A 26423-nucleotide genomic window follows, 5' to 3' on the forward strand; every position below is an offset into this window, starting at 1 on the left:
ACCCAACACCAATTGTTGAATACCGCACGTAATTAGGCGGCGAATAATACCAGAGCCCAGCTTCAGCGCAAGTTGTCGCTTGCACCGACTGTCGTCTGCTAGGCTCGCCAGTCTTTGAAACGCCCTTGCGAGACCTTCCGCGTGTCCGATGTCATCCTGCGCCTTGCCCTGCCCTCCCCGCTGCGTCGCCTTTTCGACTACAGGGCACCGGCGAGCATGGCGCGCCAGCCCCTCACGCCCGGCATGCGCATTCGCGTGCCCTTCGGGCGCCGCGAGATGATCGGGGTGCTGGTGGAAGTGTGCGACCAGAGCGAAGTGCCCGCCGACAAGCTCAAACCGGCCACCGCACTGCTGGACCCGGTGTCGCCGCTGCCACCCGCCTTGTTCAAGCTGTGCTTATGGACCGCCCAGTACTACCAGCACAGCCTGGGCGACACCCTGAACTGGGCGTTGCCGACCTTGCTGCGCCAGGGTGAACCGGCAGAGATGCGCCAGGAACGGTTCTGGCATGTGGCCGCTGATGCCCGCCACGATGACCCGCGTATCGCCCGCGCCCCACGCCAGCGCGATGCGCTGAAGACTCTGGCGCAGCATCCACACGGCGTGGCGCACAGCCTTCTGGGCAAGCTCAACCTGAACAAGGACAGCCTCGACCTGCTGCTGGCCAAGGAACTGGTCACGGTCGAAGTTCGCCGCCACTTGCCGACCCCGCGCCACGAGCACTGGCTGGCGCAGCCCGAACTGCCGCTCAATGAAGAACAGCGCAACGCCTTCGACGCGGTATGCACGGGGTTCGGCAGTTTCAATGCCTTCCTTCTGGCCGGGGTGACCGGCAGCGGCAAGACCGAGGTCTACCTGCAGCTGATCCGCGAAACACTCGAGGCCGGTAAGCAGGCACTGGTACTGATCCCGGAAATCAACCTGGGCCCGCAGACCCTCGCGCGCTTCGAGCAGCGCTTCAACGCCCGCATTGCCTTGTTGCACTCGGCCGTCGGCGACCGCGAACGCTTGGATGCCTGGCTGGCCGCCCGTGATGGCGAGGCAGACATCATCATCGGTACCCGCTCGGCGCTGTTCACGCCGATGAAAAACCCCGGCCTGATCATCATCGACGAAGAACACGACGGCTCTTATAAGCAGCAGGAAGGCCTGCGCTACCACGCCCGCGACCTGGCCTTGGTGCGCGCCCACCAGGAGAACATCCCGATCCTGCTCGGCTCGGCCACGCCTTCGCTGGAGACCCTGCACAACGCCCAGACCGGCCGTTACACCTTGCTACGCATGAACCACCGCGCCGGCGGCGCCCGCCCGCCGCGCATGCTGCGCCTGGATGTGAAAAGCCTGCCACTGGACAGCGGCATCAGCGGCCCGTTGCAGCAGGCCATCCGCCAAACCCTGGAAGCGGGCCAGCAAGTGCTGGTGTTCCTCAACCGCCGCGGCTTTGCCCCGACGTTGCTGTGCCACGATTGCGGCTGGTTGTCCGAATGCCCTCGCTGCGATGCACGCATGACCGTGCACCAACGTTCCGGCGTGCTGCGCTGCCACCACTGCGGCTATGACGAACGCCTGCCGCACCAGTGCCCGCAGTGCAACCACGTCGACCTGCGCCCGGTGGGCGCGGGCACCGAACGGGCCGAAGAGCGCCTCAAGGTGCTGTTCCCGGACTACCCGATCCTGCGCGTAGACCGTGACAGCACGGCGCGCAAAGACGCCATGCACAACCTGTTCGGCACCATCCAGCGCGGCCAGCCGAGCATCCTGGTGGGCACCCAGATGCTCGCCAAGGGGCACCACTTCCCACGGGTGACCCTGGTGGCCATCCTTGACGCCGACGGCGGGCTGTTCTCGGGCGATTTCCGCGCCAGCGAGCGCATGGCGCAATTGATCGTGCAGGTGGCCGGGCGCGCCGGGCGTGCAGAAGAGCCCGGCAAGGTCATCATCCAGACCCATCTGGCCGACCACCCGTTGCTGGTACAGCTGACCGAACAAGGCTATTTCGCCTTCGCCGAACAGGCCCTGGACGAGCGCCGCGCGGCCGGCCTGCCGCCCTTTTCGCACCTCGCCCTGCTGCGCGCCGAGGCGCACAAACCGGGCCAGGCCGAGGGTTTTCTCGACGAAGCCTGCAGCGCGGCAGAGCGCCTGGTGACCGAACAGCAGCTCCCAGGCATTGAACTGTTGGGCCCCGTACCGGCTCCGATGGAGCGCCGAGCGGGCCGCTTCCGCGCCCAACTGTTGATACAGGCCAATACCCGGGCACCTCTGCATCGACTGATCAGTGCCTGGTTGCTAGTGTTGGAGCAGATGCCGAGCGGCCGGCAGGTTCGCTGGTCCCTGGATGTGGACCCGGTAGACCTTTACTGACAGCCCGAACCTTGGCAAAGGTTGGCAACCCGCTCTCGGCAACGGATAATGCCCAGTTTTTCCACCTGCGCATCGAAGCGCTCCACCGCGCTTGCGGTCGAAAAGAGAACCCCATGAAAGACACCATTCGCCAGCTGATCCAGCAAGCCCTCACCCAACTCGTCACCGACGGTGTGCTGCCTGAAGGGCTGTCGCCGGCGATCCAGGTGGAAAACGCCCGGGACAAGACCCACGGCGATTTCGCCAGCAACATCGCGATGATGCTGGCCAAACCGGCCGGCATGAAGCCACGCGACCTGGCAGAAAAGCTGATCACCGCGCTGCCGGCCAGTGACGACATCAGCAAGGTCGAGATCGCCGGCCCGGGCTTCCTGAACTTCTTCCAGAACACCAATGCCCTGGCCAACCGCCTGGACGCCGCCCTGGCCGACGACCACCTGGGTGTGCGCAAGGCCGGTGCCAGCGAGAAGGTGGTGATCGACCTGTCGGCACCCAACCTGGCCAAGGAGATGCACGTCGGCCACCTGCGCTCGACCATCATCGGCGACAGCGTCGCACGGGTACTGGAGTTTCTTGGCGACCAGGTCGTGCGCCAGAACCACGTGGGCGACTGGGGTACCCAGTTCGGCATGCTGATGGCCTACCTGCAGGAAAACCCGATCACCAGCGACGAGCTGTCGGACCTGGAGAACTTCTATCGTGCGGCGAAGAAGCGCTTCGATGAATCCGAAGAATTCGCCACCCGTGCCCGTGGCCTGGTGGTCAAGCTGCAAGCCGGTGACCCTGAGTGCCTGGCGCTGTGGACCCGCTTCAAGGACATTTCGCTGTCCCACTGCCAGAAAACCTACGAGCTGCTCAACGTCAAACTGACCATGGCCGACGTCATGGGCGAAAGCGCCTACAACGACGACCTGGCCAACGTGGTCGCCGACCTCAAGGCCAAGGGCCTGCTGGTCGAGGACCAGGGCGCGCAGTGCGTGTTCCTCGAAGAATTCAAGAACAGCGAAGGCGAGCCCCTGCCGGTGATCGTGCAGAAGGCCGACGGTGGCTACCTGTACGCCACCACTGACCTGGCGGCGGTGCGTTACCGCAGCAATGTGCTCAAGGCCGACCGCGCCCTGTACTTTGTCGACCAGCGCCAGGCCCTGCACTTCAACCAGGTGTTCGAAGTGGCGCGCCGCGCCGGCTTCGTCGGCCACCCGATGCAGATGGAGCACATGGGCTTCGGCACCATGAACGGCGCCGATGGCCGCCCGTTCAAGACCCGCGACGGCGGCACCGTGAAGCTGATCGACCTGCTCACCGAGGCCAAGGAGCGTGCGTACGCCCTGGTCAAGGAGAAGAACCCGAGCCTGTCCGAAGACGAACTGCGCCACATCGGTGAAGTGGTCGGCATCGGCGCGGTCAAGTATGCCGACCTGTCCAAGCACCGGACCAGCGACTACAGCTTCAACTTCGAGCTGATGCTCAACTTCGAAGGCAATACCGCGCCTTACCTGCTGTATGCCTACACCCGCGTGGCGGGCGTGTTCCGCAAGCTGGGCAAGGGCTTCGACGAGGTCGATGGCCAGATCGTGCTGCAGGCCGAGAAGGAACAGGACCTTGCCGCGCGCCTGGCGCAGTTTGGCGAAGTGCTCAACAGCGTGGCCGACAAGGGCACTCCGCACGTGCTGTGCAGCTACCTGTACGACCTGGCGGGCCTGTTCTCGAGCTTCTACGAGAACTGCCCGATCCTCGCTGCCGACACCCCAGAGCAGCAACAAAGCCGCCTGCGCCTGGCCGCACTGACCGGTCGCACCCTCAAGCAAGGTCTGGAACTGCTCGGCCTGGAAACCCTGGAGCGCATGTAAGTTGGCTGCCAAGAAAAAACCTGCTCCAAAGCGCGGCGCCAGCCGCCAACAGGCGCCGGCCAAACAGCCGATTCCCGGCTGGGTATGGCTGGCGGTCGGGCTGACCGTAGGCGCGTTCATCGTCTTTCTGATGAAGCTGGAACCGGGTGGCGGTGACATTACGCGCACCAAGCCGGAGCAGCAGAAACCGGAAAAGGCCGCCGAAGCCAGCAAGACCCCAGCGACCGCCCCGCAGCAGCCGGTGAAGCCGAAGTACGACTTCTACACCCTGCTGCCGGAGTCCGAAGTCATCGTGCCGCCGGAAGCGGTACCCGAGAAAACCCCACCGGTACCGGCCCAGCCGGTGACACCGGTTACCCCGGCGGAAGCGGCGAAGATCGACACGGCGCGGGCCCAGGCTGCACTGCTGGGCCAGACGCCACCCCCTGCACCGCCGGTGATCAAGCCAGCGGCGACCACCCAGTTCTTCCTGCAGGCCGGCTCGTTCCGCAAGCAGGCTGACGCCGACAAGGTCCGCGCGCAGATCATTCTGCTGGGCCAGTCGGTGAAGGTGGAGTCGGGCACGGTCAAGGACGAGACCTGGTACCGCGTGCTGGTCGGGCCGTTCAGCAATCGTGAACAGCTGACCGGGGCGCAGAAGCAGCTTGCCGGCGCTGGGTTCAGCAACCTGCTGTTGCAACAGCGCCAGACCCGCCAGTAACCAGAAGGCCTTGCCGCAGTGATGCGCCAAGGCCTTTTTCTTACCCTTTTTTCGTACGCTCAGCGCCGGTCGCTGTTGGCTTCGGAGATCTGGCTGTTCAGGGTCCAGAAGTCGTACAGCACGCCGACCAGGAACAGGCCACCGGTAAAGAAGTAGATGATCGCGGTGACCCATTTACCTTGGTACAGGCGATGCACGCCGAAGATGCCCAGGAACGTCAGCAGAATCCAGGCGATGTTGTAGTCGATTCGGCCAGCCCGGAAGCGCAAGTCAGCCTCGCGGTCCATCGCGGGAATCAGGAACAGGTCGATCAGCCAACCGATGCCCAACAAGCCCAGGGTGAAGAACCAAAGGGTGCCGGTGATCGGCTTGCCATAGTAGAAGCGGTGCGAGCCGGTGAAGCCAAAAATCCACAACAGGTAACCGATGACCTTGCTGTGGGTGTCGTGAAGCGGTTCACTCTGTTGATAACTGTTCATTCATAGCCCTCGTGGGTTATCCGAAAATTTTCTAAGAAAAAATGTGACTTTCTCGTTGCTGGCCGACGTATGGCACCCTGCCAATCGACCAACGGATCAAAAATTGATCAAAAAGCTGTTATAAAGTTGCGCGCCCAACACATAACTATTCATAAAGAGCTTCATCTATGCCGCCTTTACTCAAGACATGGCTGACCCTCTGTCTATTATTACCCTTGGCCGCCCACGCCACCAATCGTGAGCAACGTCTTCCCAATGGTTTCACCGGCTATACCACCAATGCCTCGGTGAAACACGCGCCGGCCAAGCACACCACGCTGCGCGCGCGCCCGAACAATGCCGCCAGCAGCCGCAGCGCGCCGGTGGCTGCCATGTCGCCGAAGCAGAGCAGCGATGTGCTCAGCCGCGCGGTCAATGTGCTCGGTACGCCCTATGTCTGGGGCGGCAGCAGCCCGAAGAAGGGCTTCGACTGCAGCGGGCTGGTCAAATACGCCTTCAACGACGTGGCCGACGTCGACCTGCCGCGCACCTCCAATGCCATGGCCCAAGGCCACGGCGTGAAGGTAGCCAAGGGCGACCTCAAGCCGGGTGATCTGATCTTCTTCAACATCAAGAGCCGCCGGGTGAACCACGTTGCCATCTACCTGGGCAACGATCGCTTCATCCATGCACCGCGCCGCGGCAAGCGGGTGAGCATCGACAACCTGAGCAAGCCTTACTGGCAGAAGCACTATGTCGTGGCCAAGCGCGTATTGCCGAAAGAGCAGCAACTGGCGTTGGCCAAGCGCTGATCAAGCTTTGTGTGAATGTGTAGGAGCGGCCTTGCGTCGCGAAAGGGCCGCAGCGCGGCCCCGACGATCTTTGATGCGAAGCTGAAAACCTGGGGCCGCGCTGCGGCCCTTTCGCGACGCAAGGCCGCTCCTACAAGGTTTCGGTCAATCCTTTAGCGTGCAGCTCACGCAACGCCGCCTCCATCGTCCGCATGCCCGCCGCGGCTCCCGACTGCATCACCGACTGCAACTGCGCCAGCCGCCCCTCACGGATCAGGTTACGCACCGCCGTGTTGGCCACCAGCACTTCCCGCGCCGCAACACGGCCGCCGCCCACGCGCTTGACCAGCACCTGCGCCACCACCACCCGCAACGACTCGGCCAGCATCGCCCGCACCAGTGGCTTTTCCTCGGCAGCAAAGACCTCGACCAATCGGTCGATGCTATTGATGGCCGAACGGGTGTGCACCGTCGCCAGCACCAGGTGCCCCGTCTCCGCCGCCCGCAACGCCAGGCGTATGGTCTGCAGATCACGCAACTCACCAATCACGATCACATCCGGGTCCTGACGCAGCGCACTGCGCAGCCCCTGAGCGAACCCGCCACAATGGCGGCCAATTTCGCGCTGATTGACCAGGCTGCGCTGGCTGCTGTGGATAACTTCGATAGGGTCTTCCAGCGTGATGATATGCACAGGCCGTTCGCGGTTGAGTTGATCGAGCAGCGCCGCCAAGGTGCTGGACTTGCCGCTGCCGGTTGGCCCGCCCACCAGAACCAGGCCATCGGCACACTGCGCAACAGCTAGAAACACTTCGCCCAGGTCGAGTTCATCGAGCGTCGCTATGCGTTTCGGGATCACGCGAAAGGTTGCCGCCAGGCCGTTCAACTGGCGAAACAGGTTCAGGCGAAAGCGGCCCAGCGCTGGCAGTTGCAACGCGACGTCCAGCTCATCACCCTGTGCCCATTGCTGGCACTGCTCATCCGCCAGCAAGGGTGTCATCGCATCGCTCAGGGCCGCCGACAGCAGTGGCGGCGCGTCCATGCGTTGCAGCTCGCCATCAAGGCGCAGCATCGGTACCTGGCCTACAGCCAGGTGCAGGTCCGAAGCCCCCGCTTCCACGGCACGGGCCAACAGGTCGGTCACATCCATGAGACTCCCCAAAGGCGATCAAGCAGGTAGAATGCCGCAGACCCTATCGCCGCCGGCATCGATCCATGTCCACCATAGCAGACAACCTATCCGCCCTCGCCGCCCGCATCGCCAGCGCCGCACAGGCCGCCGGGCGGGACCCGGCCAGCATCCAGTTGCTGGCGGTGAGCAAGACCAAGCCCGCCAGCGCTATCCGTGAAATCCACGCCGCAGGCGTGCGCGATGTCGGCGAGAACTACCTGCAGGAAGCGCTGACCAAGCAGCAGGCATTGGGCGACTTGCCCTTGATCTGGCACTTCATCGGCCCCATTCAGTCGAACAAGACCAAAGCCATTGCCGAGCATTTCGACTGGGTGCATTCCGTGGACCGCCTGAAGATCGCCCAACGCCTCTCGGAGCAGCGCCCTGCCGCACTGGGGCCGCTGAACATCTGCCTGCAGGTGAATGTCAGTGGCGAAGACAGCAAGTCCGGCTGCGCCCCTGCCGACCTTCCGGCATTGGCCAAGGCGGTTGCCAGCCTGCCCAATCTGCGCCTGCGTGGGCTGATGGCGATCCCTGAACCTAGCGATGAGCGTGCCGTGCAGGAGGCCGCGTTCGCCACCCTGCGCGAGCTTCAGCAAGGTCTGGACCTTGGCCTGGACACCTTGTCCATGGGCATGAGCCACGACCTGGAGGCAGCGATCGCCCAGGGAGCGACCTGGGTACGTATCGGCACCGCCCTGTTCGGCGCCCGCGATTACGGGCCCGTCTGATTCCATGCTTTACTCACTCTTTCCCACAAGGACCTGACATGAGCAAGACACGTATTGCCTTTATCGGCGCCGGCAACATGGCCGCCAGCCTGATCGGCGGCCTGCGTGCCCAGGGCCTGGAGGCTTCGCAGATCCGCGCCAGCGACCCGGGCGCCGAGACCCGCACCCGCATCCAGGCCGAGCACGGCATCGAAACCTTCGAAGACAACGCCCAGGCAATCGCCGGTGCCGACGTGATCGTGCTGGCGGTCAAGCCGCAGGTCATGAAGGACGTCTGCCAGGCCCTGCAAGCCCACCTGCAGGAAGGCCAACTGATCGTTTCCATCGCCGCCGGCATCACCTGCGCCAGCCTGCAAAGCTGGGTTGGCCCACGCCCGGTGGTGCGCTGCATGCCCAACACGCCAGCGTTGCTGCGCCAAGGCGTCAGCGGCCTGTATGCCACCGAGCAAGTCAGCACGGCACAACGCCAGCAGGCCGAGCAACTGCTGTCTGCCGTGGGCACCGCCCTGTGGCTTGATCAAGAGCAGCAACTGGACGCTGTGACCGCCGTTTCCGGCAGCGGCCCGGCGTACTTCTTCCTGTTGATCGAGGCCATGACCGCCGCCGGCGAAAAACTCGGCCTGCCCCGCGAAACCGCCTCCCAGCTGACCCTGCAGACCGCTTTGGGCGCTGCGCGCATGGCCGTTGCCAGCGATGTAGACGCTGCCGAACTGCGCCGCCGCGTCACCTCGCCAGCCGGCACCACCGAAGCTGCGATCAAGTCGTTCCAGGCCAGCGGCTTCGAAGCCATCGTCGAGCAGGCGCTGCAGGCCGCAGCGACGCGGTCCGCCGAGCTGGCCGAACAACTGGGCAAATAAGGAGCTCTAAATGAATGCACTGTCAGGCGCCGCGATTTTCGTGGTGCAAACCCTGGTCAGCCTGTACCTGGTGATCGTCCTGTTGCGCTTCGTACTGCAACTGGTCAAGGCCAACTTCTACAACCCGCTGTGCCAGTTCACGGTGCGCGCCACCCAGCCGCTGCTCAAGCCGATCCGCCGCGTCATCCCCAGCATCGGCGGCCTGGACACCTCGTCCCTGCTGCTGGCGGTGATCATTCAGGCGCTGCTGATGGCCTTCGTGCTGATGGTCACCTATGGCACCTTCGGTGATGTGCTGCACCTGTTGATGTGGGCCATCATCGGCATCACCTCGCTGTTCCTGAAGATCTTCTGGGTCGCGATGATCGTCATGGTGATCGTCTCGTGGGTCGCACCCAACAGCCACAACCCGGCTGCTGAGCTTGCGTACCAGATCAGCGAACCGGTACTGGCTCCGTTCCGTCGCCTGGTGCCAAACCTGGGCGGCATGGACATCTCGCCGATCTTCGCCTTCCTGGCCATTCAGGTCATTCAGTCGTTCGTCATGCCTCCGCTTGCCGCCTATGCGGGCATGCCGCAAGAGCTGTGGCGGATGATCTGACACCCTCCTTGGCCATCGGCGCCTTCTGCGGCAAGCCATTGCTTGCCGCAGGGGGTAGCGCTCTTTAGACTTACGCCTCCGTCAAGCGTGAGCAGGGTCGATGTCCACTGTCCTTCCCGAAGATTCCGTCGGTCTGGTTACACCGCAAACAGCCCGGTTCGAAGAGCCGCTGGCACTGGCCTGTGGCCGCTCCCTGGCCAGCTACGAGCTGGTCTATGAGACCTATGGCACCCTGAACGCCAGCGCGAGCAATGCCGTGCTGATCTGCCATGCCTTGTCCGGCCACCACCATGCCGCGGGCTACCATGCCGAAACCGACCGCAAGCCAGGTTGGTGGGACAGCTGCATCGGCCCCGGCAAGCCGATCGACACCAACCGTTTCTTCGTGGTCAGCCTGAACAACCTCGGCGGCTGCAATGGCAGCACCGGCCCCAGCAGCCTCAACCCGGCCACCGGCAAGCCCTATGGTGCCGACTTCCCGGTGCTGACCGTGGAAGACTGGGTGCACAGCCAGGTGCGCCTGGCCGACCGCCTGGGCATTGGCCAGTGGGCCGCGATCGTGGGCGGAAGCCTCGGCGGCATGCAGGCGCTGCAATGGACCATCACCTACCCCGACCGGGTGCGGCACTGCGTCGATATCGCCTCGGCGCCCAAGCTGTCGGCGCAGAACATCGCCTTCAACGAAGTGGCCCGCCAGGCCATCCTCACCGACCCGGAATTCCACGGTGGTTCTTTCCAGGACCAGGGCGTGATCCCCAAGCGCGGGTTGATGTTGGCGCGCATGGTGGGCCATATCACCTACCTGTCCGATGATTCGATGGGTGAAAAATTCGGCCGTGAGCTCAAGAGCGACAAGCTCAACTACGACTTCCACAGCGTCGAGTTCCAGGTCGAAAGCTACCTGCGCTATCAGGGCGAGGAGTTTTCCGGCCGTTTCGACGCCAATACCTACCTGCTGATGACCAAGGCGCTGGATTACTTCGACCCCGCGGCGGCCCACGGGGGCGACCTTGCCGCCACACTCGCCGGCGTCACGGCAGACTACTGCATCATGTCGTTCACCACCGACTGGCGCTTCTCGCCGGCACGTTCCCGCGAGATCGTCGACGCACTGATGGCCGCACGCAAGAACGTCTGTTACCTGGAGATCGACTCGCCCTACGGGCACGATGCCTTCCTGATCCCCACACCTCGCTACATGCAGGGTTTCTCGAACTACATGAACCGCATCGCCATCTGAGGACAGCATGAGAGCCGATCTGGAAATCATCCACGACTGGATTCCCGCCGGCAGCCGGGTACTCGACCTGGGCTGCGGCAGTGGCGAACTGCTGGCCTCGCTGCGTGACCGCAAGCAGGTCACCGGTTACGGCCTGGAGATCGACCCCGACAACATCGCCGCGTGCGTGGCCAAGGGCGTCAACGTCATCGAGCAGGACCTGGACCAGGGCCTGGGCAACTTCGCCAGCAACAGCTTCGACGTGGTGATCATGACCCAGGCCCTGCAGGCCGTGGAGTACCCCGACCGCATCCTCGACGAGATGCTGCGCGTGGGCCGTCAATGCATCATCACCTTCCCCAACTTCGGCCACTGGCGCTGCCGTTGGTACCTGGCGACCAAAGGCCGCATGCCGGTTTCGGACTTCATGCCGTATACCTGGTACAACACGCCGAACATCCACTTCTGCACCTTCGCCGACTTCGAAGAGCTGTGCCACGAGCGCCATGCCAAGGTCCTTGACCGCCTGGCCGTCGACCACTTGCACCGTAATGGGTGGGGCGGCCGGCTATGGCCTAATCTTCTAGGTGAGATCGGCATCTATCGCGTCAGCAGCCCTGGCCTGCAGGAGCACCAGCTCGCGGTTTGACGCCCACTGGAGGAATCGCACCATGCGTCGCCTGACCCTGTTCCTGATCAGCCTGTGCCTGGCCCTGCCCGTACTGGCTGCCGATGCCGCCCGTCCCGAGCGCAAGGAAGTGTTTGGCGACGTGACGGTACACTACAGCGCGTTCACCTCGAGCATGCTGACACCAGAGGTGGCCGCAGCCACGGGCCTGGTGCGCAGCAAGAACCAGGGCGTGCTCAACATTGCCGTGCTCAAGGCCAACAAGCCGGCCATGGCGGTCGTCAGCGGCACGGTGAAGGACCTGACCGGGCGCAGTAGCCCGCTGTCCTTCAAGCAGATCAACGAACAGGGCGCGGTGTACTACATCGCCCAGTTCAAGATCGAACAGCCCGAAACCGTGACCTTCGACCTCAATGTCGAAACCGGCGGCATCAGTAACTCTCTCAGCTTCAACCAGGAAGTGTTCCCAGGCGAATGATGAATTTCCAGCAACTCGTATTGGCCAGCCACAATGCCGGCAAACTCAAGGAACTCCAGGCCATGCTCGGAGCCTCCGTACAGCTGCGCTCGATCGGCGAATTCAGCCAGGTCGAGCCAGAGGAAACCGGCCTGTCGTTCGTCGAGAACGCCATTCTCAAGGCACGCAATGCCGCGCGCATCTCTGGCCTGCCGGCACTGGCCGACGACTCGGGCCTGGCAGTCGACTACCTGGGTGGTGCGCCGGGCATCTACTCCGCACGCTATGCCGATGGCAAGGGTGATGCGGCGAACAATGCCAAGCTGCTGGAGGCCTTGAAAGAGGTGCCTGAGGCTGAGCGTGGCGCGCAGTTCGTCTGTGTGCTGGCGCTGGTGCGTCACGCCGACGACCCACTGCCGATCCTGTGCGAAGGCCTGTGGCACGGGCGCATCATGTTCGAAGCCAGCGGCGAGCACGGCTTTGGCTACGACCCGCTGTTCTGGGTACCGGAGCGCAATTGCTCGAGCGCGGACCTCGCCCCGGTCGACAAGAACCAGCTCAGCCACCGCGCCCGCGCCATGGCCCTGCTGCGTCAACGCCTGGGCCTGGCATGATCGAAACGTTGTCCACCCAGCCGTTCCCGAGGGGGGCGGCGGGTTTCGCCGTGCTGCCGCCCTTGGCGTTGTACATCCACATCCCGTGGTGCGTGCGCAAGTGCCCTTATTGCGACTTCAACTCCCACGCGGCTGGCCCCGAGCTGCCTGAAGAGGCGTACGTCGACGCCCTGCTGACCGACCTCGATCAAGAGCTTGTAGCCGTGCAGGGGCGCCCGATCAGCTCGATCTTCTTCGGTGGCGGCACGCCGAGCCTGTTCAGCGCCAATGCGCTCGGCCGCCTGCTGCGCGGTGTTGAACAGCGCATCCCGTTCGCACCAGACATCGAAATCACCCTGGAGGCCAACCCAGGCACGTTCGAGCAGGAGAAATTCAAGGCGTACCGGCAAACCGGCATCAACCGCCTGTCCATCGGCGTGCAAAGCTTCCAGCCCGCCAAACTCGAGGCGCTCGGGCGCATTCACAATGGCGACGAAGCAATCCGCGCTGCGGGCATGGCCCGCGCCGCAGGGTTCGACAACTTCAACATGGACTTGATGCACGGCCTGCCCGAGCAGTCGCTGGACGATGCCCTGGGTGACCTGCGCCAAGCCATCGAGCTGGGGCCAACCCACTTGTCCTGGTACCAGCTGACCGTAGAGCCCAACACGGTGTTCTGGAACCAGCCCCCCGAGCTGCCCGAAGACGACATCCTCTGGGACATCCAGGAGGCGGGGCAGGCGCTGATGGCCGAGCACGGCTACCGCCAGTACGAGGTTTCCGCCTATGCCCAGCCAGGCCGTGCAGCCAAGCACAACCTCAACTACTGGCGCTTTGGTGATTTCATCGGTATCGGTGCCGGCGCCCACGGCAAGCTGACCCTCGCCGACGGGCGCATCCTGCGCACCTGGAAAACCCGCCTGCCCAAGGACTACCTGAACCTGGCCAAGCCGTTCAAGGCCGGTGAAAAGCTGCTGCCGGCCGAAGAATTGCCCTTCGAATTCCTGATGAATGCCTTGCGCCTGACCGATGGCGTGGAAGCCGAACTGTTTACCCTGCGCACCGGCCTGCCGCTGGCACAGCTGGTCGAGGCACGGCGTGCCGCCGAACAAAAAGGCCTTTTGCAGGTCGAACCGGATCGATTGGTGGCCACGCCACGCGGCCAGTTGTTCCTCAATGACCTGCTGCAGTATTTCTTGACCTAAGGATGACCCATGGATCTGGTACTTGATCTGCTCGCGACGGTTTCCCGCTGGAGCCGCAGCAACCTGTCGGAGATTTCGCTGGCCTTGGTAGGCTGCCTGCTGGTGCTGTTCGGCACCGATATCAAAGCCTGGGCCGAGCAACGCATCGGCAGCTTGGCGGGCGCGCTGCGCGTGCCAGTGATGGCCTTGCTGGTGATGATCGGCAGCGGTGCGGCGCTGATCTATGCCACGCCATGGGTGGTGAAAGGGCTGAGCCAGTTCAATAACTATGCGCTGGCACCGGTGCTGCTGGTGGTGCTGGTGTTGATCGGCGTGGTGGCTGATCGGCGGGGTTGATTTACGCCTGCAGAGCTGCATCTACTCTGTGGAAGCGGAGACTCCGTCCTCTCGCTTTCATAAAAAAACCGCCTCTCTCAAGGCGGTTTTTTTTGCCTGCATTTCTGCAAGCGCTGCGGTTCAATCGGCTGAATCAGCTGATCAATCCACCTTTTCGAACTTCAAATCCCAAACGCCATGCCCCAAGCGCTCACCACGGCGCTCGAACTTGGTGATCGGCCGCTCTTGCGGACGCGGCACATAGGCGCCATCCGCCGCCTGGTTACGGTAACCCGGCGCAGCGCTCATCACTTCCAGCATGTACTCGGCATACGGCTCCCAGTCGGTCGCCATGTGGAACACGCCACCGGGCTTGAGCTTGCGGCGCACCAGCTCGGCGAACTCCAGCTGGACGATGCGGCGTTTGTGATGGCGTGCCTTGTGCCAAGGGTCCGGGAAGAACAGCATCAGCCGGTCGAGGCTGTTGTCGGCCACGCAGCGGTTCAGCACTTCGATGGCATCGCAATCGTACACCCGCAGGTTCTTCAGGCCCTGGGTCAACACGCCATTGAGCAGCGCGCCAACACCCGGACGGTGTACTTCGACACCGATGAAGTCCAGTTCAGGGGCGGCAGCCGCCATCTCCAGCAGGGAGTGGCCCATGCCGAAACCGATCTCCAGGGTGCGCGGCGCAGCGCGGCCGAACACCTGGTCGTAGTCCACCGGGCTGTCGGCCAGGGGCAGGATGAACTGTGGGCCACCCTGGTCCAGGCCGCGTTGCTGGCCTTCGGTCATGCGACCGGCGCGCATCACGAAACTCTTGATACGGCGGTGTGGGCGCTCTTCGCCTTCGGCGGTGGTCGGCGTTTCTTGCGATTCAGTCATCAGGAGCTCTTACTTGATCAGACCATCCAGCGGCGAAGAGGCGCTGGCATAGAGTTTCTTCGGCATGCGGCCGGCCAGGTAGGCCATGCGACCTGCCACGATGGCGTGCTTCATGGCTTCGGCCATCAGCACCGGTTGCTGGGCGTGGGCGATGGCCGAGTTCATCAGCACCGCCTCGCAACCCATTTCCATGGCGATGGTGGCATCGGAGGCGGTACCCACGCCGGCATCGACCAGCACCGGCACCTTGGATTCTTCCAGGATGATCTGCAGGTTGTAGGGGTTGCAGATGCCCAGGCCGGTACCGATCAGGCCTGCCAGCGGCATGACCGCAATGCAGCCGACTTCGGCCAGCTGACGGGCGATGATCGGGTCGTCGCTGGTGTATACCATCACGTCGAAACCGTCCTTGACCAGTACTTCAGCGGCCTTGAGGGTCTCGATCACGTTGGGGAACAACGTCTTCTGGTCGGCCAGGACTTCCAGCTTGACCAGGTTGTGGCCATCGAGCAGTTCACGGGCCAGGCGGCAGGTGCGCACGGCTTCGACCGCGTCGTAGCAGCCAGCGGTGTTCGGCAGGATGGTGTAACGGTCTGGCGGCAGTACGTCGAGCAGGTTCGGCTCGCCCGGGTTCTGGCCGATGTTGGTACGACGCACAGCGACGGTGACGATCTCGGCACCCGAGGCCTCGATGGCCAGGCGGGTTTCTTCCATGTCACGGTATTTGCCGGTGCCGACCAGCAGGCGCGACTGGAAAGTGCGCCCGGCCAGGGTAAAGGGCTTGTCGCTACGAACGTTGCTCATCGTTGTTCCTCGGGAAAAGGTTACTGGGCTTGCATGTGAACCGCCGAGCTGTAATCAGCCGCCGCCGATGGCGTGGACCACTTCGACCTGGTCGCCGTCGTTCAGCTGCGTGCTGTCATGCAGGCTACGCGGCACGATGTCCAGGTTCAGTTCCACGGCTACCCGGCGCCCGGTGAGTTCCAGGCGGGTCAGCAGGGCCGCGACGCTTTCGCCAGCGGGCAGTTCGTAAGGTTCACCGTTCAGTTGAATGCGCATGCGCACGGCCACCGTTGTTCTTTGGGGCCCGCATTCTAGCGCTGAACAACCCTTGAACCCAAGGGCGGTGCACGCCATTAGTCGCGATTGTGGACCGCTCGGTCAGCCCAGCCGCCAGGCTGCCAGGCCCAGGCACAACCAACCGGCCAGGAAGCACAGCCCGCCAATGGGCGTGATGATGCCGAGCTTGCTTACACCCGTCAGGGTCAGCAGGTACAGGCTACCGGAGAACAGTACGATACCCAGCGCGAACAGACCGCCGGCCCAGCCGACCAGGCGCCCAGGCAAGTGCGCCGCAAGCACGGCAACACCGAAAATCGCCAGGGCATGCACCAGTTGGTAGGTAACCCCGGTATGAAAGATGGCCAGGTAATCTGCCGTAAGGCGGTTTTTCAGCCCGTGCGCGGCAAATGCGCCCAAGGCCACACCGGTAAAGCCGAAAAAGGCGGCAAGCATCAGGAAGCTGCGAAGCATGGGAGGACTCCTACTATCGGGTCTGTATAATGGCCCCTTCCACCTGCCCGGCCAAGCCATCGACATGCTGCCATCCCTTATCCGCCGCCTCACCCGCGCCCTGCTCTGGTTCGCTGCCGGCAGTATCGTGCTGGTGCTGGTGTTTCGCTGGGTACCGCCACCCGGCACGGCGTTGATGGCCGAGCGCAAGGTGCAGTCCTGGGTGAGTGGCGAGCCAATCGACCTGCAGCGCGACTGGCAACCGTGGGAGAACATCGCCGATGACCTGAAGGTGGCGGTCATTGCCGGTGAAGACCAGAAGTTCGCCAGCCATTGGGGCTTTGACATCCCGGCCATTCAGGCAGCGCTGGCTTATAACGAACGTGGTGGCAACATTCGTGGGGCCAGTACCTTGACCCAACAGGTGGCCAAGAACCTGTTCCTGTGGTCGGGCCGCAGCTGGTTCCGCAAGGGCCTGGAGGCGTGGTTTACCGCGCTGATCGAGCTGTTCTGGTCGAAAGAGCGGATCCTCGAGGTTTACCTCAACAGCGCCGAATGGGGCAATGGGGTGTTTGGCGCCCAGGCTGCCGCGCGCTACCACTTCGGTGTCGATGCCAGCCGCCTCAGCCGCCAGCAGGCCGCGCAGTTGGCTGCCGTGCTGCCCAGCCCGATCAAGTGGAGCGCCAGCCGGCCCAGCGCCTATGTGGCCAATCGGGCGGGTTGGATCCGGCGGCAGATGAGCCAGCTGGGCGGGCCTAGCTACCTGATGCAGCTGGATGCCTCGCGCAAACTCTGATTATCCGGGGCTGCAGTGCAGCCCCAGAAGCCCATAAAAAAGCCGCACCCCTCACAGGGCACGGCTTTTCATCCAGCAAGGCGCGAATCAGGCCGCGATCAACGCCTTGACCTTGTTCATTGCGTTCTTTTCCAACTGCCGAATACGCTCGGCCGAAACGCTGTACTTGTCCGCCAGCTCGTGCAAGGTCGCCTTCTCTTCAGCCAACCAGCGCTGGTAGAGGATGTCACGGCTACGCTCGTCCAGGCCTTGCAACGCTTCGTGCAGGTTGCTGGTGGAGTTGTCACTCCAGTCGGCATCCTCCAGCTGTACCGCCGGATCGTAGCGGTGGTCTTCCAGATAATGCGCTGGCGACTGGAAAGCGCTGTCGTCGTCGGCTTCCGCCGCCGGGTCAAAGGCCATGTCCTGACCACTCAGCCGGCTTTCCATCTCACGCACTTCACGGGGTTCAACGCCAAGGCTTTCAGCCACGCGATGGACTTCATCGTTGTTCAGCCAGGCCAGACGCTTCTTCTGGCTGCGCAGGTTGAAGAACAGTTTGCGCTGGGCCTTGGTGGTAGCCACCTTGACGATGCGCCAGTTACGCAGGATGAATTCGTGGATTTCTGCCTTGATCCAGTGCACGGCAAAGGACACCAGGCGCACCCCCATCTCAGGGTTGAAGCGCTTGACGGCCTTCATCAAGCCGACGTTGCCTTCCTGAATCAGGTCGGCCTGGGCCAGGCCATAGCCTGCATAGCTACGGGCGATATGTACGACGAAACGCAGGTGGGCCATCACCATTTGCCGAGCGGCCTCAAGATCCTGCTCATAATAGAGACGCTCGGCCAGATCACGCTCCTGCTCGACCGTCAGCAGCGGGATGCTGTTGACCGTGTGCACATAGGCTTCCAGGTTTGCACCGGGTACCAAGGCATAGGCAGGTTGCAACGATGTGGTCATTCAAGAACCTCCGACTTACTAGACTCGCGCCTTGTGGGCACTGCCAACATTGACCGGAAACCGATGAACAAGTTCCCAAAACGGTAATAAAGTCAATGCTGGCACGGGAAAAACTATCGAGGCGCTAGCTCGTTCAAGTGGCGAGCGACCGCGATCCATGCACCGATATACCCTAACAGCACCGCTCCGATCAAGAGCGACAGACCATCGGACGCCGGCACGCCGCCCAGGGCGAAGTCACTGCCGTACAAGCCGGACAGCCCGACAACCGCCTGGTTCAGCCAGTTCAGGCCGAACGCCAGGATACCCCAGGCCAAGAAACCCGCACCCAGGCCGTACAAGGCACCCATGTACAGGAAAGGCCGGCGCACGTAGCTGTCGGTGCCGCCTACCAGCTTGATGACTTCGATCTCGGTGCGGCGGTTTTCAATATGTAGACGAATTGTGTTACCGATTACTAACAGCAACGCAGAAATCAGCATGACCGCCAACCCGAAGACAAAGCGGTCACCCAACTTGAGGATCGCCGCCAGGCGTTCGACCCATACCAAGTCCAGCTGTGCCACTTCGACCTTGGGCAGCTCCGATAGGCGCTGACGTAATGCCTCCAGCGCGGGCTTATCGACCTCGCTCGGGGTCACCACCACCACGCCAGGCAGCGGGTTTTCGGGGAGTTCACGCAAGGCCTCGCCCAGCCCGGACTGCTGCTGGAACTCTTCCAGCGCCTGGTCGCGGCTGACATACAACGCATCGGCCACCCCGGGCATGCGCTTGATCTCGTCACGCAGGGCCTCGCCTTCCTTGCTGCCAGCGTCAAGCTTCAGGTATAGCGAAATCTGCGCGGCGCGCTGCCAGGACCCGCCGAGCTTCTCGACGTTCTTCAGCAGCAACGACAGGCCCATGGGCATGCTCAAGGCCACGGCCATGACCAGACAGGTAAAGAAGCTGCCGATCGGCTGCTTGCCGAGGCGACGCAAGCTGTCGGCCATGCTTGCCCGGTGGCTCTCCAGCCAGGCATGCAGCAAGGTGCGAAAGTCCGGGCCGTCATCGTCGTCGCGTTTTTTCTTTCCAGGCTGCGGGTCAGCGGGTTTCGGCGCAACCCGCTCGGAAACCTTCGGCGTACGTGTAGTGCTCATTGCCCGGCCTCCCCATCGCCGATCAGACGGCCGCGCTGCAGCGTCAGCATGCGGTGGCGCATGCGCGCGATCAGTGCCAGGTCGTGGCTGGCGATCAATACCGTGGTGCCCAGGCGGTTGATATCCTCGAACACGCCCATGATCTCCGCGGCCAGGCGCGGGTCAAGGTTGCCGGTGGGTTCGTCGGCCAGCAACAGGGCTGGCTGATGGACGATGGCCCGCGCAATACCCACCCGCTGCTGCTGCCCCGTGGACAGGTCCGCCGGGAACAGCTCGCCCTTGTCGGCCAGCGACACACGCTCCAGCGCCGAATCCACGCGTTTGGTGATCTCGGCCTTGGACAAACCGAGGATCTGCAGCGGCAAGGCGATGTTGTTGAACACCGTGCGATCGAACAGCAACTGGTGGTTCTGGAACACCACACCGATCTGCCGACGCAGGAAGGGGATCTGCGCATTGCTGATCTGGCCCAGGTCCTGCCCTGCCAGCAGCAGCTTGCCGCTGGTCGGGCGTTCCATGGCCAGCAGCAAACGCAACAAAGTGCTCTTACCGGCACCCGAGTGCCCGGTGACGAACAGGAATTCGCCCCGGCGCGCCCGGAAACTCAGCTCATGCAAGCCTACATGGCCATTGGGATAGCGCTTGGCGACCTGTTCGAATCGGATCATGGATGCTCTCGCTCGGCGAACAGCGCCTTGACGAACGGCTCGGCTTCAAAGGTGCGCAGGTCGTCGATACCTTCGCCGACACCGATGAAACGGATCGGGATGCTGAATTGCTTGGCCAGGGCGAAGATCACCCCGCCCTTGGCGGTGCCGTCCAGCTTGGTCAGCGCCAGGCCAGTCAGCTCGACGCTCTGGTTGAAGTACTTGGCCTGGCTGATGGCGTTCTGGCCGGTACCGGCGTCGAGCACCAGCAGCACCTCGTGAGGCGCCTCGGCGTCGAGCTTGCCGATGACCCGGCGAACCTTCTTCAGCTCTTCCATCAAGTTGTCCTTGGTGTGCAGACGGCCGGCCGTGTCGGCGATCAGCACATCGACGCCACGGGCCTTGGCGGCCTGCACGGCATCGAAGATCACCGAGGCGGAGTCGGCACCGGTGTGCTGGGCGATCACCGGGATCTGGTTACGCTCGCCCCAGACCTGCAACTGCTCAACGGCCGCAGCGCGGAAAGTGTCGCCCGCGGCCAGCATGACCTTCTTGCCCTCCAACTGCAGCTTCTTGGCCATCTTGCCGATGGTGGTGGTCTTGCCAGCGCCGTTCACGCCGACCACCAGGATCACGTAGGGCTTGTTCTGCGCCTGGATCTTCAGCGGCTGCTCGACCGGGCGCAGCAGCGCGGCCAGTTCTTCCTGCAGCGACTTGTACAACGCATCGGCATCGGCCAGTTGCTTGCGGGCAACCTTCTGGGTCAGGTTCTGGACAATGGCCGAGGTCGCTTCGACGCCGACGTCGGCGGTCAGCAGGCGGGTTTCGATCTCGTCGAGCAGGTCATCATCGATAACCTTCTTGCCCATGAACAGGCTGGCCATGCCTTCGCCGATGCTGGCACTGGTCTTGGACAGGCCTTGCTTGAGGCGGGCGAAGAAGCCGGGCTTGGACTGTTCGGTGGCGACCGGTACGGCAACCGGTTCAGCTTCGACCGGGGCAGGCGCTGCGACTACCGGGCGTTCAGGGATCGCTGGCGGGGCGATAGGCTCCAGGTCCGGCACCAGGGCCACGGGCTCTTCGGCGACCGGCAGCACCAGGTTGCTGACAGGCGGTTCTGCGCCGCGAACTAACGGGGCTTCAGGGGCTTGCACCAGCGGCGAAGGGCTTTCGACCGGTGTGGCGGCTTGCGGATTCGCGGGCAAGCCCGCACCTGCCGCTGGCTGCTCGGGCTCGGGGGCCTTGAAGGCAGCAGGCGGCAGCGCAGGTTGAGGCACCTCGGGAGCAACCGGGGCCGGCGCGGCCAAAGGCGCGAGCGGCGGCGCTTCAGGCAGCTCGACGGCAGGCTGCGGCGCTACCGGTTCAGCAGACTGTGGCTCGGGCGTTTGCGGCTGTTCGGCGACAGGTTGCTGCGGCTTCTTGCGAAACCAGCTGAACAGGCCTTTCTTTTCGCCAGACTCGGCCGGCGCTTTTTTGTCGTCGTTGGAACCAAACATGGAGGACGGCTATCTCAGGGTAGCGATGCGCCAGCAATGGCGCATCGGGAATTCTCTATACGCAGAACAGACTATCTTGAAGCCGGCTGGTTCATGCGCAACGTTTTGTCTTAGTGTCCTGCGGGCCAGAACGGCGACAGGCATGGTCGCCAGGCAACCGGATCAGTATCCTAGCACCTCCTGGCCCGCCGACGCTAAACCCTGCGGGCCGCCGAACAGGTTAAACACCGTATGAATGCTCTAGCCCGCCGCGCCGCTGGCCTGTTGCTCGGCACGCTCTGCCTGCCGCTCGCGGCCTTCGCCGCCGATGTGCAACCGACTCACGAATTCATCCTCGACAATGGCCTCAAGGTGATCGTGCGCGAAGACCACCGCGCACCGGTCGTGGTCTCGCAGATCTGGTACAAGGTTGGCTCCAGCTACGAGACCCCGGGCCAGACCGGCCTGTCCCACGCCCTGGAACACATGATGTTCAAGGGTAGCGCCAAAGTCGGCCCCGGCGAGGGCTCGCGCATCCTGCGGGACCTGGGCGCCGAAGAAAACGCCTTCACCAGCGACGATTACACGGCCTACTACCAGGTGCTGGCCCGCGACCGCCTGCCAGTGGCCCTGGAACTCGAAGCCGACCGCCTGGCCAGCCTACGCCTGCCCGCCGACGAGTTCAGCCGCGAAATCGAAGTGATCAAGGAAGAGCGCCGCCTGCGCACCGATGATCAGCCCAACTCGAAAGCATTCGAGCTGTTCCGCGCCATGGCCTACCCGGCCAGTGGCTATCACACCCCGACCATCGGCTGGATGGCCGACCTCGAACGCATGAAGGTCGAGGAGCTGCGGCACTGGTACGAATCCTGGTACGCGCCCAACAACGCCACCCTGGTGGTGGTCGGCGATGTCACCGTCGACGAGGTCAAGGGCCTGGCGCAAAAGTACTTCGCCGGCATTCCCAAACGCGCGGTCCCGCCAGCCAAGCTGCCGCTGGAGCTGGCCGAGCCAGGCCAGCGCCAACTGACCCTGCACGTGCGCACGCAGTTGCCAAGCCTGATCTACGGCTTCAACGTACCCGGCCTGGCGACCACCCAGGAGCCGAGCACGGTGCACGCCCTGCGCCTGATCTCAGCCTTGCTCGACGGCGGCTACAGTGCCCGCATGCCGGCCCGCCTGGAGCGCGGTCAGGAGCTGGTGGCCGGGGCGTCGTCCAGCTACAACGCCTTCACCCGTGGTGACAGCCTGTTCCTGATCTCGGCCACGCCGAACGTGCAGAAGCAGAAAACCCTGGCAGACGTGGAAAAGGGCATCTGGCAACTGCTCGAAGAGCTCAAGACCACGCCCCCTAGCGCCGAAGAGCTCGAACGCGTGCGCGCCCAGGTGATCGCCGGCCTGGTCTACGATCGCGACTCCATCAGCAGCCAAGCCACCACCATCGGCCAGCTGGAGACCGTGGGCCTGTCCTGGAAGCTGATCGACAGCGAACTGGACGAGCTCAAGCGCGTGACCCCGCAAGACATCCAGAACGCTGCGCGCACCTACTTCACCCGCGAACGCCTGAGCGTTGCCCATGTACTGCCCGAGGAGTCCGCTCATGAGTGATCGTCGCGCACCACGCCTCACCCTGCTGGCTACGGGCATCCGCGCCCTTACGCTGGCGGCAGTGCTGGCGGCCCCGGCCCTGGCCGACAACGCGCCGAAGGCCGACAGCACTGCGGCCCGCCCGGCCAATACCCTGCAGTCACTGGCCGAGCTGGATGGCAAGGCGCCCAGCCGGCGCCAGCTGAACATCCAGAACTGGACCACCGCCGAAGGCGCCCGGGTGCTGTTCGTCGAAGCCCGCGAACTGCCGATGTTCGACCTGCGCGTCACATTCGCCGCCGGTAGCAGCCAGGACGGCGCCACGCCAGGCCTGGCCGCCTTGACCAACGCCATGCTCAACGAGGGCGTGGCAGGCAAGGACGTAACCGCCATTGCCGAAGGCTTCGAAGGCCTCGGCGCAGACTTCGGCAACGGCTCGTACCGCGACATGGCCGTGGCCTCGCTGCGCAGCCTGAGCACCCAGGACAAGCGCGAACCGGCGCTCAAGCTGTTCGCTGAGGTCGCTGGCAAGCCCACGTTCCCGGAGGACGCCCTCAAGCGCATCAAGAACCAGATGCTGGCCGGCTTCGAATACGAGAAGCAGAACCCCGGCAAGATCGCTGGCAAGGCGCTGTTCGGCAAGCTCTACGGCGACCATCCCTACGCTCACCCGAGCGACGGCACCGCCGAAAGCATCAACGGCATCACCCTGGCACAGCTGCGCGCCTTCCATGCCAAGGCCTACACCGCCGGCAACGCGGTCATCGCCCTGGTCGGCGACCTCAGCCGCGCCGAAGCCGAAGCCATTGCCACCCAGGTTTCCGCCGGCCTGCCCAAGGGCCCGGCGCTGGCCGCACCGGCCCAGCCCGCTGAGCCCAAGGCGGGCCTGACCCACATTGACTTCCCGTCCAAACAGACCCACCTGATGCTGGCTGAACTGGGTATCGACCGTCAGGACCCAGACTGGCCAGCCCTGTCGCTGGGCAACCAGATCCTTGGCGGTGGCGCGTTCGGCACCCGCCTGATGAGTGAAGTACGTGAAAAGCGCGGCCTCACCTACGGCGTCTACTCGGTGTTCAGCCCGATGCAGGTACGCGGCCCGTTCATGATCAACCTGCAAACCCGCGCCGAACTCAGCGAAGGCACACTCAAGCTGGTCCAGGACATCCTTGCCGACTACCTGAAAAGCGGCCCGACCCAGCAAGAGCTGGACGACGCCAAGCGCGAGCTGGCCGGCAGCTTCCCGCTGTCCAATGCCAGCAACGCCAGTATCGTCGGCCAACTGGGGGCCATCGGCTTCTACAACCTGCCGCTGACCTGGCTCGAGGACTTCATGCAGCAGTCCCAGGCCCTTACCGTCGAACAGGTCAAGGCCGCCATGAACAAACACCTGTCAGCCGATAAACTGGTGATCGTCACCGCTGGCCCCAAGGTGCCGCAAAAACCGCTGCCAGCCCCCACTGACAAGCCCGCCGAGCAACCGCCCGGCGTACCGGAGCACTAATGCCAAGATCCACCCCTCCCGCCCGCCCTCAAACGGGCCAAAGCAAGGGCCAGGGCCACCTGCGCATCATCGCCGGCGAGTGGCGCAGCCGCCGCCTGGCGGTGCCTGAAGGCGACGGCCTGCGGCCAACGCCTGACCGCGTGCGAGAAACCGTGTTCAACTGGCTTGCGCCTTACATCGAAGGCGCCCGGGTGCTGGATGCCTTTACCGGCAGCGGTGCTCTGGTGCTCGAAGCCTTGTCTCGCGGCGCCGAAGATGCCGTGGCCCTGGACAGCAACCCAGCCGCCATCAGTAACCTCAAGGACAACCTCGAGCTGCTGCGCTGCCCACGCGGGCAGGTCCTGCAGACCGACGCGCTGCGCTACCTGCAAAACCCGGCCAAGCAGCAGTTCGACGTCGTGTTCCTCGACCCGCCCTTCCATCAGGACCTGCTGGCCAACACCTGCAACCTGCTGGAGCAGAACCAGTGGCTGCGTGAACAGGCGTGGATCTACACCGAAAGCGAGACCGCGCCCTCGGCCTTGCAAATGCCCGGTAACTGGCGCTTGCACCGCGAGAAAAAGACCGGCCAGGTGCATTACGCGCTTTGGCAGCGCGGCTGACCGCCCGACTGCACGCCGGTTTACCGTGTTGGCGTAATTAGTTACAGCACAGTAACCGGCGCCATGGCTGAAGCTGCTCCTTCGTTTCTTGCAGGAGCACTTGCGCCATGTCCGAACACCCGTTGCGCGGTGTTGCCAGGAACAACAGCCTGGCCGCGCTACTCACCAATACCACCTATCAGCGGCAAGCGGATGACCACCTGAATACCTACATCGAGCGCTTGACCCAGCTAACCCCGGAGGTGGTCCGCGAAGTCATGCAACGCAGGTTCGACCAGACGCGCCAGGTGCTTGTCAGCGTCGGCCCGCTGGTGAACCAACAACCGCTGCCGGCTCTCGACCAATAGCGCCGGTACAGGGGCAGCGTTTCATGGCACTCTAGGCAGGCACATCACGAGTCGCCCAGCATGCCCAGCCTCACTGCCCATTTTCGCCCGGCCGTCGGCCTGTCCAATCCGCACCTGCAAACCTTGTGGGGCCCGCTCTGGCGCAAGCTGCCAGCGCTGGAGCGCGACCGCGAACGGCTGTGGCTGGCCGATGGCGATTTCATCGACCTCGACTGGCATGGCCCGCACCAGGCGGATGCGCCGCTGGTGCTGGTGCTGCACGGGCTGACCGGGTCTTCCCACTCGCCTTACGTCAAAGGCTTGCAGCAAGCCCTGCAGGGCCGCGGCTGGGCAAGCGTGGCGGTGAACTGGCGCGGTTGTTCGGGCGAGCCGAACCTGCTGCCGCGCAGCTACCACTCCGGCGCCAGCGAGGACCTGGCAGAAATCGTCGCGCACCTGCGCGCCCAGCGCCCATTGGCGCCACTTTATGCTGTGGGTTATTCGTTGGGTGGCAATGTGCTGCTCAAATACCTGGGCGAAAGCGGCTCGGCCAGCCAGCTGGAGGCTGCGGTCGCGGTGTCGGTGCCGTTTCGCCTGGACCAGTGTGCCGACCGTATCGGCCAGGGTTTTTCGAAGGTCTACCAGGCCCATTTCATGCGCGAGATGCTGGCCTATGTACAGCTCAAGCAGCGCCACTTCCATGAGAAGGGCGAACACGAGCGGCTAGCAGCCCTGCAACGGCTCGGGCCCCTGACCAAACTGCGCACCTTCTGGGACTTCGACGGCAGGGTCACTGCGCCGCTCAATGGTTTCAACGATGCGCACGACTACTACCGCCGCTCATCGAGCCGCTTCTTCTTGGGCGAGAACCGCACGCCGACCCTGATCATCCACGCCAGCGACGATCCATTCGTGTCCAGCCACAGCTTGCCCTTGGCCAGCGAACTGGCAGCGCAGACGCAGTTTGAACTGCACAATCGCGGTGGCCATGTGGGTTTTGTCGATGGCAGCCTGCGCAACCCGGGGTATTACCTGGAACGGCGGATTCCGCAGTGGCTGGTAGAAGGCGCGTAG

General features: G+C 63.7%; 29 protein-coding genes. 19 read left to right on the forward strand and 10 right to left on the reverse strand.

Annotation, left to right across the window (positions count from 1 at the left end; genetic code table 11):
- Positions 1–141: 141 nt before the first annotated feature.
- From PC358_RS19870 to PC358_RS19880, 3 genes are all read left to right on the forward strand, one after another.
- Complete coding sequence (locus PC358_RS19870; protein ID WP_033702585.1) at positions 142–2361, forward strand: primosomal protein N'; 2220 nt, start codon at positions 142–144, stop codon at positions 2359–2361.
- A 113-nt stretch (positions 2362–2474) separates the two neighbouring features.
- On the forward strand, positions 2475–4211 hold the full coding sequence (gene argS, locus PC358_RS19875; protein WP_033702013.1) for an arginine--tRNA ligase: 1737 nt from the start codon (positions 2475–2477) through the stop codon (positions 4209–4211).
- A 1-nt stretch (position 4212) separates the two neighbouring features.
- Entirely contained in the window at positions 4213–4911 is a 699-nt protein-coding gene (locus PC358_RS19880; protein ID WP_033702014.1) for an SPOR domain-containing protein, read from the forward strand.
- A 59-nt stretch (positions 4912–4970) separates the two neighbouring features.
- Here the strand turns inward: PC358_RS19880 and PC358_RS19885 are convergent, their stop codons facing one another.
- Positions 4971–5390, reverse strand: coding sequence for an NINE protein (locus PC358_RS19885; protein ID WP_033702015.1), 420 nt, complete (start codon positions 5388–5390; stop codon positions 4971–4973).
- 167 nt (positions 5391–5557) lie between these two features.
- Here PC358_RS19885 and PC358_RS19890 point away from each other — a divergent pair, with 167 nt between their 5' ends.
- Entirely contained in the window at positions 5558–6181 is a 624-nt protein-coding gene (locus tag PC358_RS19890; protein ID WP_033702017.1) for a C40 family peptidase, read from the forward strand.
- 130 nt (positions 6182–6311) lie between these two features.
- On the opposite strand, the gene PC358_RS19895 is transcribed toward PC358_RS19890, so the two are convergent.
- Positions 6312–7310 carry a type IV pilus twitching motility protein PilT gene (locus PC358_RS19895; RefSeq protein WP_033702018.1) on the reverse strand — a complete coding sequence of 333 codons (999 nt, stop codon included), beginning with the start codon at positions 7308–7310 and terminating at the stop codon, positions 6312–6314.
- A gap of 65 nt (positions 7311–7375) precedes the next feature.
- On the opposite strand from PC358_RS19895, the gene PC358_RS19900 reads away from it, so the two are divergent.
- The 9 genes from PC358_RS19900 to PC358_RS19940 all read left to right on the forward strand — a co-directional run bounded on the left by PC358_RS19900 (position 7376) and on the right by PC358_RS19940 (position 13958).
- Positions 7376–8062 carry a YggS family pyridoxal phosphate-dependent enzyme gene (locus PC358_RS19900; protein ID WP_033702019.1) on the forward strand — a complete coding sequence of 229 codons (687 nt, stop codon included), beginning with the start codon at positions 7376–7378 and terminating at the stop codon, positions 8060–8062.
- 38 nt (positions 8063–8100) lie between these two features.
- Complete coding sequence (proC, locus tag PC358_RS19905; protein ID WP_033702020.1) at positions 8101–8919, forward strand: pyrroline-5-carboxylate reductase; 819 nt, start codon at positions 8101–8103, stop codon at positions 8917–8919.
- Between the two features lie 10 nt (positions 8920–8929).
- Positions 8930–9520 carry a YggT family protein gene (locus tag PC358_RS19910; protein WP_033702021.1) on the forward strand — a complete coding sequence of 197 codons (591 nt, stop codon included), beginning with the start codon at positions 8930–8932 and terminating at the stop codon, positions 9518–9520.
- Between the two features lie 100 nt (positions 9521–9620).
- Complete coding sequence (metX, locus tag PC358_RS19915; protein WP_033702022.1) at positions 9621–10760, forward strand: homoserine O-succinyltransferase MetX; 1140 nt, start codon at positions 9621–9623, stop codon at positions 10758–10760.
- A gap of 7 nt (positions 10761–10767) precedes the next feature.
- Positions 10768–11388, forward strand: coding sequence for a methionine biosynthesis protein MetW (gene metW / locus PC358_RS19920; RefSeq protein ID WP_033702023.1), 621 nt, complete (start codon positions 10768–10770; stop codon positions 11386–11388).
- 22 nt (positions 11389–11410) lie between these two features.
- Complete coding sequence (locus tag PC358_RS19925; protein ID WP_033702024.1) at positions 11411–11845, forward strand: DUF4426 domain-containing protein; 435 nt, start codon at positions 11411–11413, stop codon at positions 11843–11845.
- Positions 11842–12438, forward strand: a complete 597-nt coding sequence (gene rdgB / locus PC358_RS19930) for an RdgB/HAM1 family non-canonical purine NTP pyrophosphatase (protein ID WP_033702026.1) — start codon at positions 11842–11844, stop codon at positions 12436–12438. Before PC358_RS19925 ends, rdgB begins: the two co-directional genes overlap by 4 nt.
- Positions 12435–13622, forward strand: a complete 1188-nt coding sequence (hemW, locus tag PC358_RS19935) for a radical SAM family heme chaperone HemW (protein ID WP_033702027.1) — start codon at positions 12435–12437, stop codon at positions 13620–13622. The genes rdgB and hemW overlap by 4 nt, the downstream gene beginning before the upstream one ends.
- A gap of 9 nt (positions 13623–13631) precedes the next feature.
- Complete coding sequence (locus tag PC358_RS19940) at positions 13632–13958, forward strand: DUF3392 domain-containing protein (RefSeq protein WP_033702028.1); 327 nt, start codon at positions 13632–13634, stop codon at positions 13956–13958.
- Between the two features lie 141 nt (positions 13959–14099).
- Here the strand turns inward: PC358_RS19940 and trmB are convergent, their stop codons facing one another.
- From trmB to PC358_RS19960, 4 genes are all read right to left on the reverse strand, one after another.
- On the reverse strand, positions 14100–14822 hold the full coding sequence (trmB, locus tag PC358_RS19945; RefSeq protein WP_033702029.1) for a tRNA (guanosine(46)-N7)-methyltransferase TrmB: 723 nt from the start codon (positions 14820–14822) through the stop codon (positions 14100–14102).
- 9 nt (positions 14823–14831) lie between these two features.
- Positions 14832–15626, reverse strand: a complete 795-nt coding sequence (locus tag PC358_RS19950) for a thiazole synthase (RefSeq protein ID WP_015272152.1) — start codon at positions 15624–15626, stop codon at positions 14832–14834.
- Between the two features lie 54 nt (positions 15627–15680).
- Complete coding sequence (gene thiS / locus PC358_RS19955) at positions 15681–15881, reverse strand: sulfur carrier protein ThiS (protein WP_033702586.1); 201 nt, start codon at positions 15879–15881, stop codon at positions 15681–15683.
- Between the two features lie 102 nt (positions 15882–15983).
- On the reverse strand, positions 15984–16355 hold the full coding sequence (locus PC358_RS19960; protein ID WP_033702030.1) for a DUF423 domain-containing protein: 372 nt from the start codon (positions 16353–16355) through the stop codon (positions 15984–15986).
- 64 nt (positions 16356–16419) lie between these two features.
- Here PC358_RS19960 and mtgA point away from each other — a divergent pair, with 64 nt between their 5' ends.
- Positions 16420–17130 carry a monofunctional biosynthetic peptidoglycan transglycosylase gene (gene mtgA, locus PC358_RS19965; RefSeq protein WP_033702031.1) on the forward strand — a complete coding sequence of 237 codons (711 nt, stop codon included), beginning with the start codon at positions 16420–16422 and terminating at the stop codon, positions 17128–17130.
- An 87-nt stretch (positions 17131–17217) separates the two neighbouring features.
- Here mtgA and rpoH read toward each other — a convergent pair whose 3' ends face one another.
- The 4 genes from rpoH to ftsY form a co-directional block, all read right to left on the reverse strand.
- The gene (gene rpoH, locus PC358_RS19970; protein WP_012312302.1) at positions 17218–18072 is read right to left on the reverse strand and encodes an RNA polymerase sigma factor RpoH; all 855 of its coding nucleotides are present in this window, start codon (positions 18070–18072) and stop codon (positions 17218–17220) included.
- 113 nt (positions 18073–18185) lie between these two features.
- Positions 18186–19208, reverse strand: coding sequence for a permease-like cell division protein FtsX (gene ftsX / locus PC358_RS19975; RefSeq protein ID WP_033702032.1), 1023 nt, complete (start codon positions 19206–19208; stop codon positions 18186–18188).
- Positions 19205–19876 carry a cell division ATP-binding protein FtsE gene (gene ftsE, locus PC358_RS19980; protein ID WP_027592328.1) on the reverse strand — a complete coding sequence of 224 codons (672 nt, stop codon included), beginning with the start codon at positions 19874–19876 and terminating at the stop codon, positions 19205–19207. Before ftsE ends, ftsX begins: the two co-directional genes overlap by 4 nt.
- Complete coding sequence (gene ftsY / locus PC358_RS19985; RefSeq protein WP_033702033.1) at positions 19873–21351, reverse strand: signal recognition particle-docking protein FtsY; 1479 nt, start codon at positions 21349–21351, stop codon at positions 19873–19875. Before ftsY ends, ftsE begins: the two co-directional genes overlap by 4 nt.
- 231 nt (positions 21352–21582) lie before the next feature.
- Between ftsY and PC358_RS19990 the strand changes: the two genes are divergently transcribed.
- The 5 genes from PC358_RS19990 to PC358_RS20010 all read left to right on the forward strand — a co-directional run bounded on the left by PC358_RS19990 (position 21583) and on the right by PC358_RS20010 (position 26423).
- Positions 21583–22938 (forward strand): M16 family metallopeptidase, encoded by a 1356-nt coding sequence (locus tag PC358_RS19990; RefSeq protein ID WP_033702034.1) that lies wholly within the window; start codon positions 21583–21585, stop codon positions 22936–22938.
- A complete protein-coding gene (locus tag PC358_RS19995; protein ID WP_033702035.1) occupies positions 22931–24421 on the forward strand; it encodes a M16 family metallopeptidase in 1491 nt (496 codons plus the stop codon). The genes PC358_RS19990 and PC358_RS19995 overlap by 8 nt, the downstream gene beginning before the upstream one ends.
- Positions 24421–25023, forward strand: coding sequence for a 16S rRNA (guanine(966)-N(2))-methyltransferase RsmD (gene rsmD / locus PC358_RS20000; RefSeq protein ID WP_033702036.1), 603 nt, complete (start codon positions 24421–24423; stop codon positions 25021–25023). Before PC358_RS19995 ends, rsmD begins: the two co-directional genes overlap by 1 nt.
- 107 nt (positions 25024–25130) lie before the next feature.
- Positions 25131–25370 carry a hypothetical protein gene (locus PC358_RS20005; RefSeq protein ID WP_033702037.1) on the forward strand — a complete coding sequence of 80 codons (240 nt, stop codon included), beginning with the start codon at positions 25131–25133 and terminating at the stop codon, positions 25368–25370.
- A gap of 60 nt (positions 25371–25430) precedes the next feature.
- On the forward strand, positions 25431–26423 hold the full coding sequence (locus PC358_RS20010) for a hydrolase (RefSeq protein ID WP_033702038.1): 993 nt from the start codon (positions 25431–25433) through the stop codon (positions 26421–26423).

Origin of the sequence: Pseudomonas capeferrum, from assembly GCF_000731675.1 — a bacterium.
Classification (GTDB): Bacteria; Pseudomonadota; Gammaproteobacteria; order Pseudomonadales; family Pseudomonadaceae; genus Aquipseudomonas; species Aquipseudomonas capeferrum.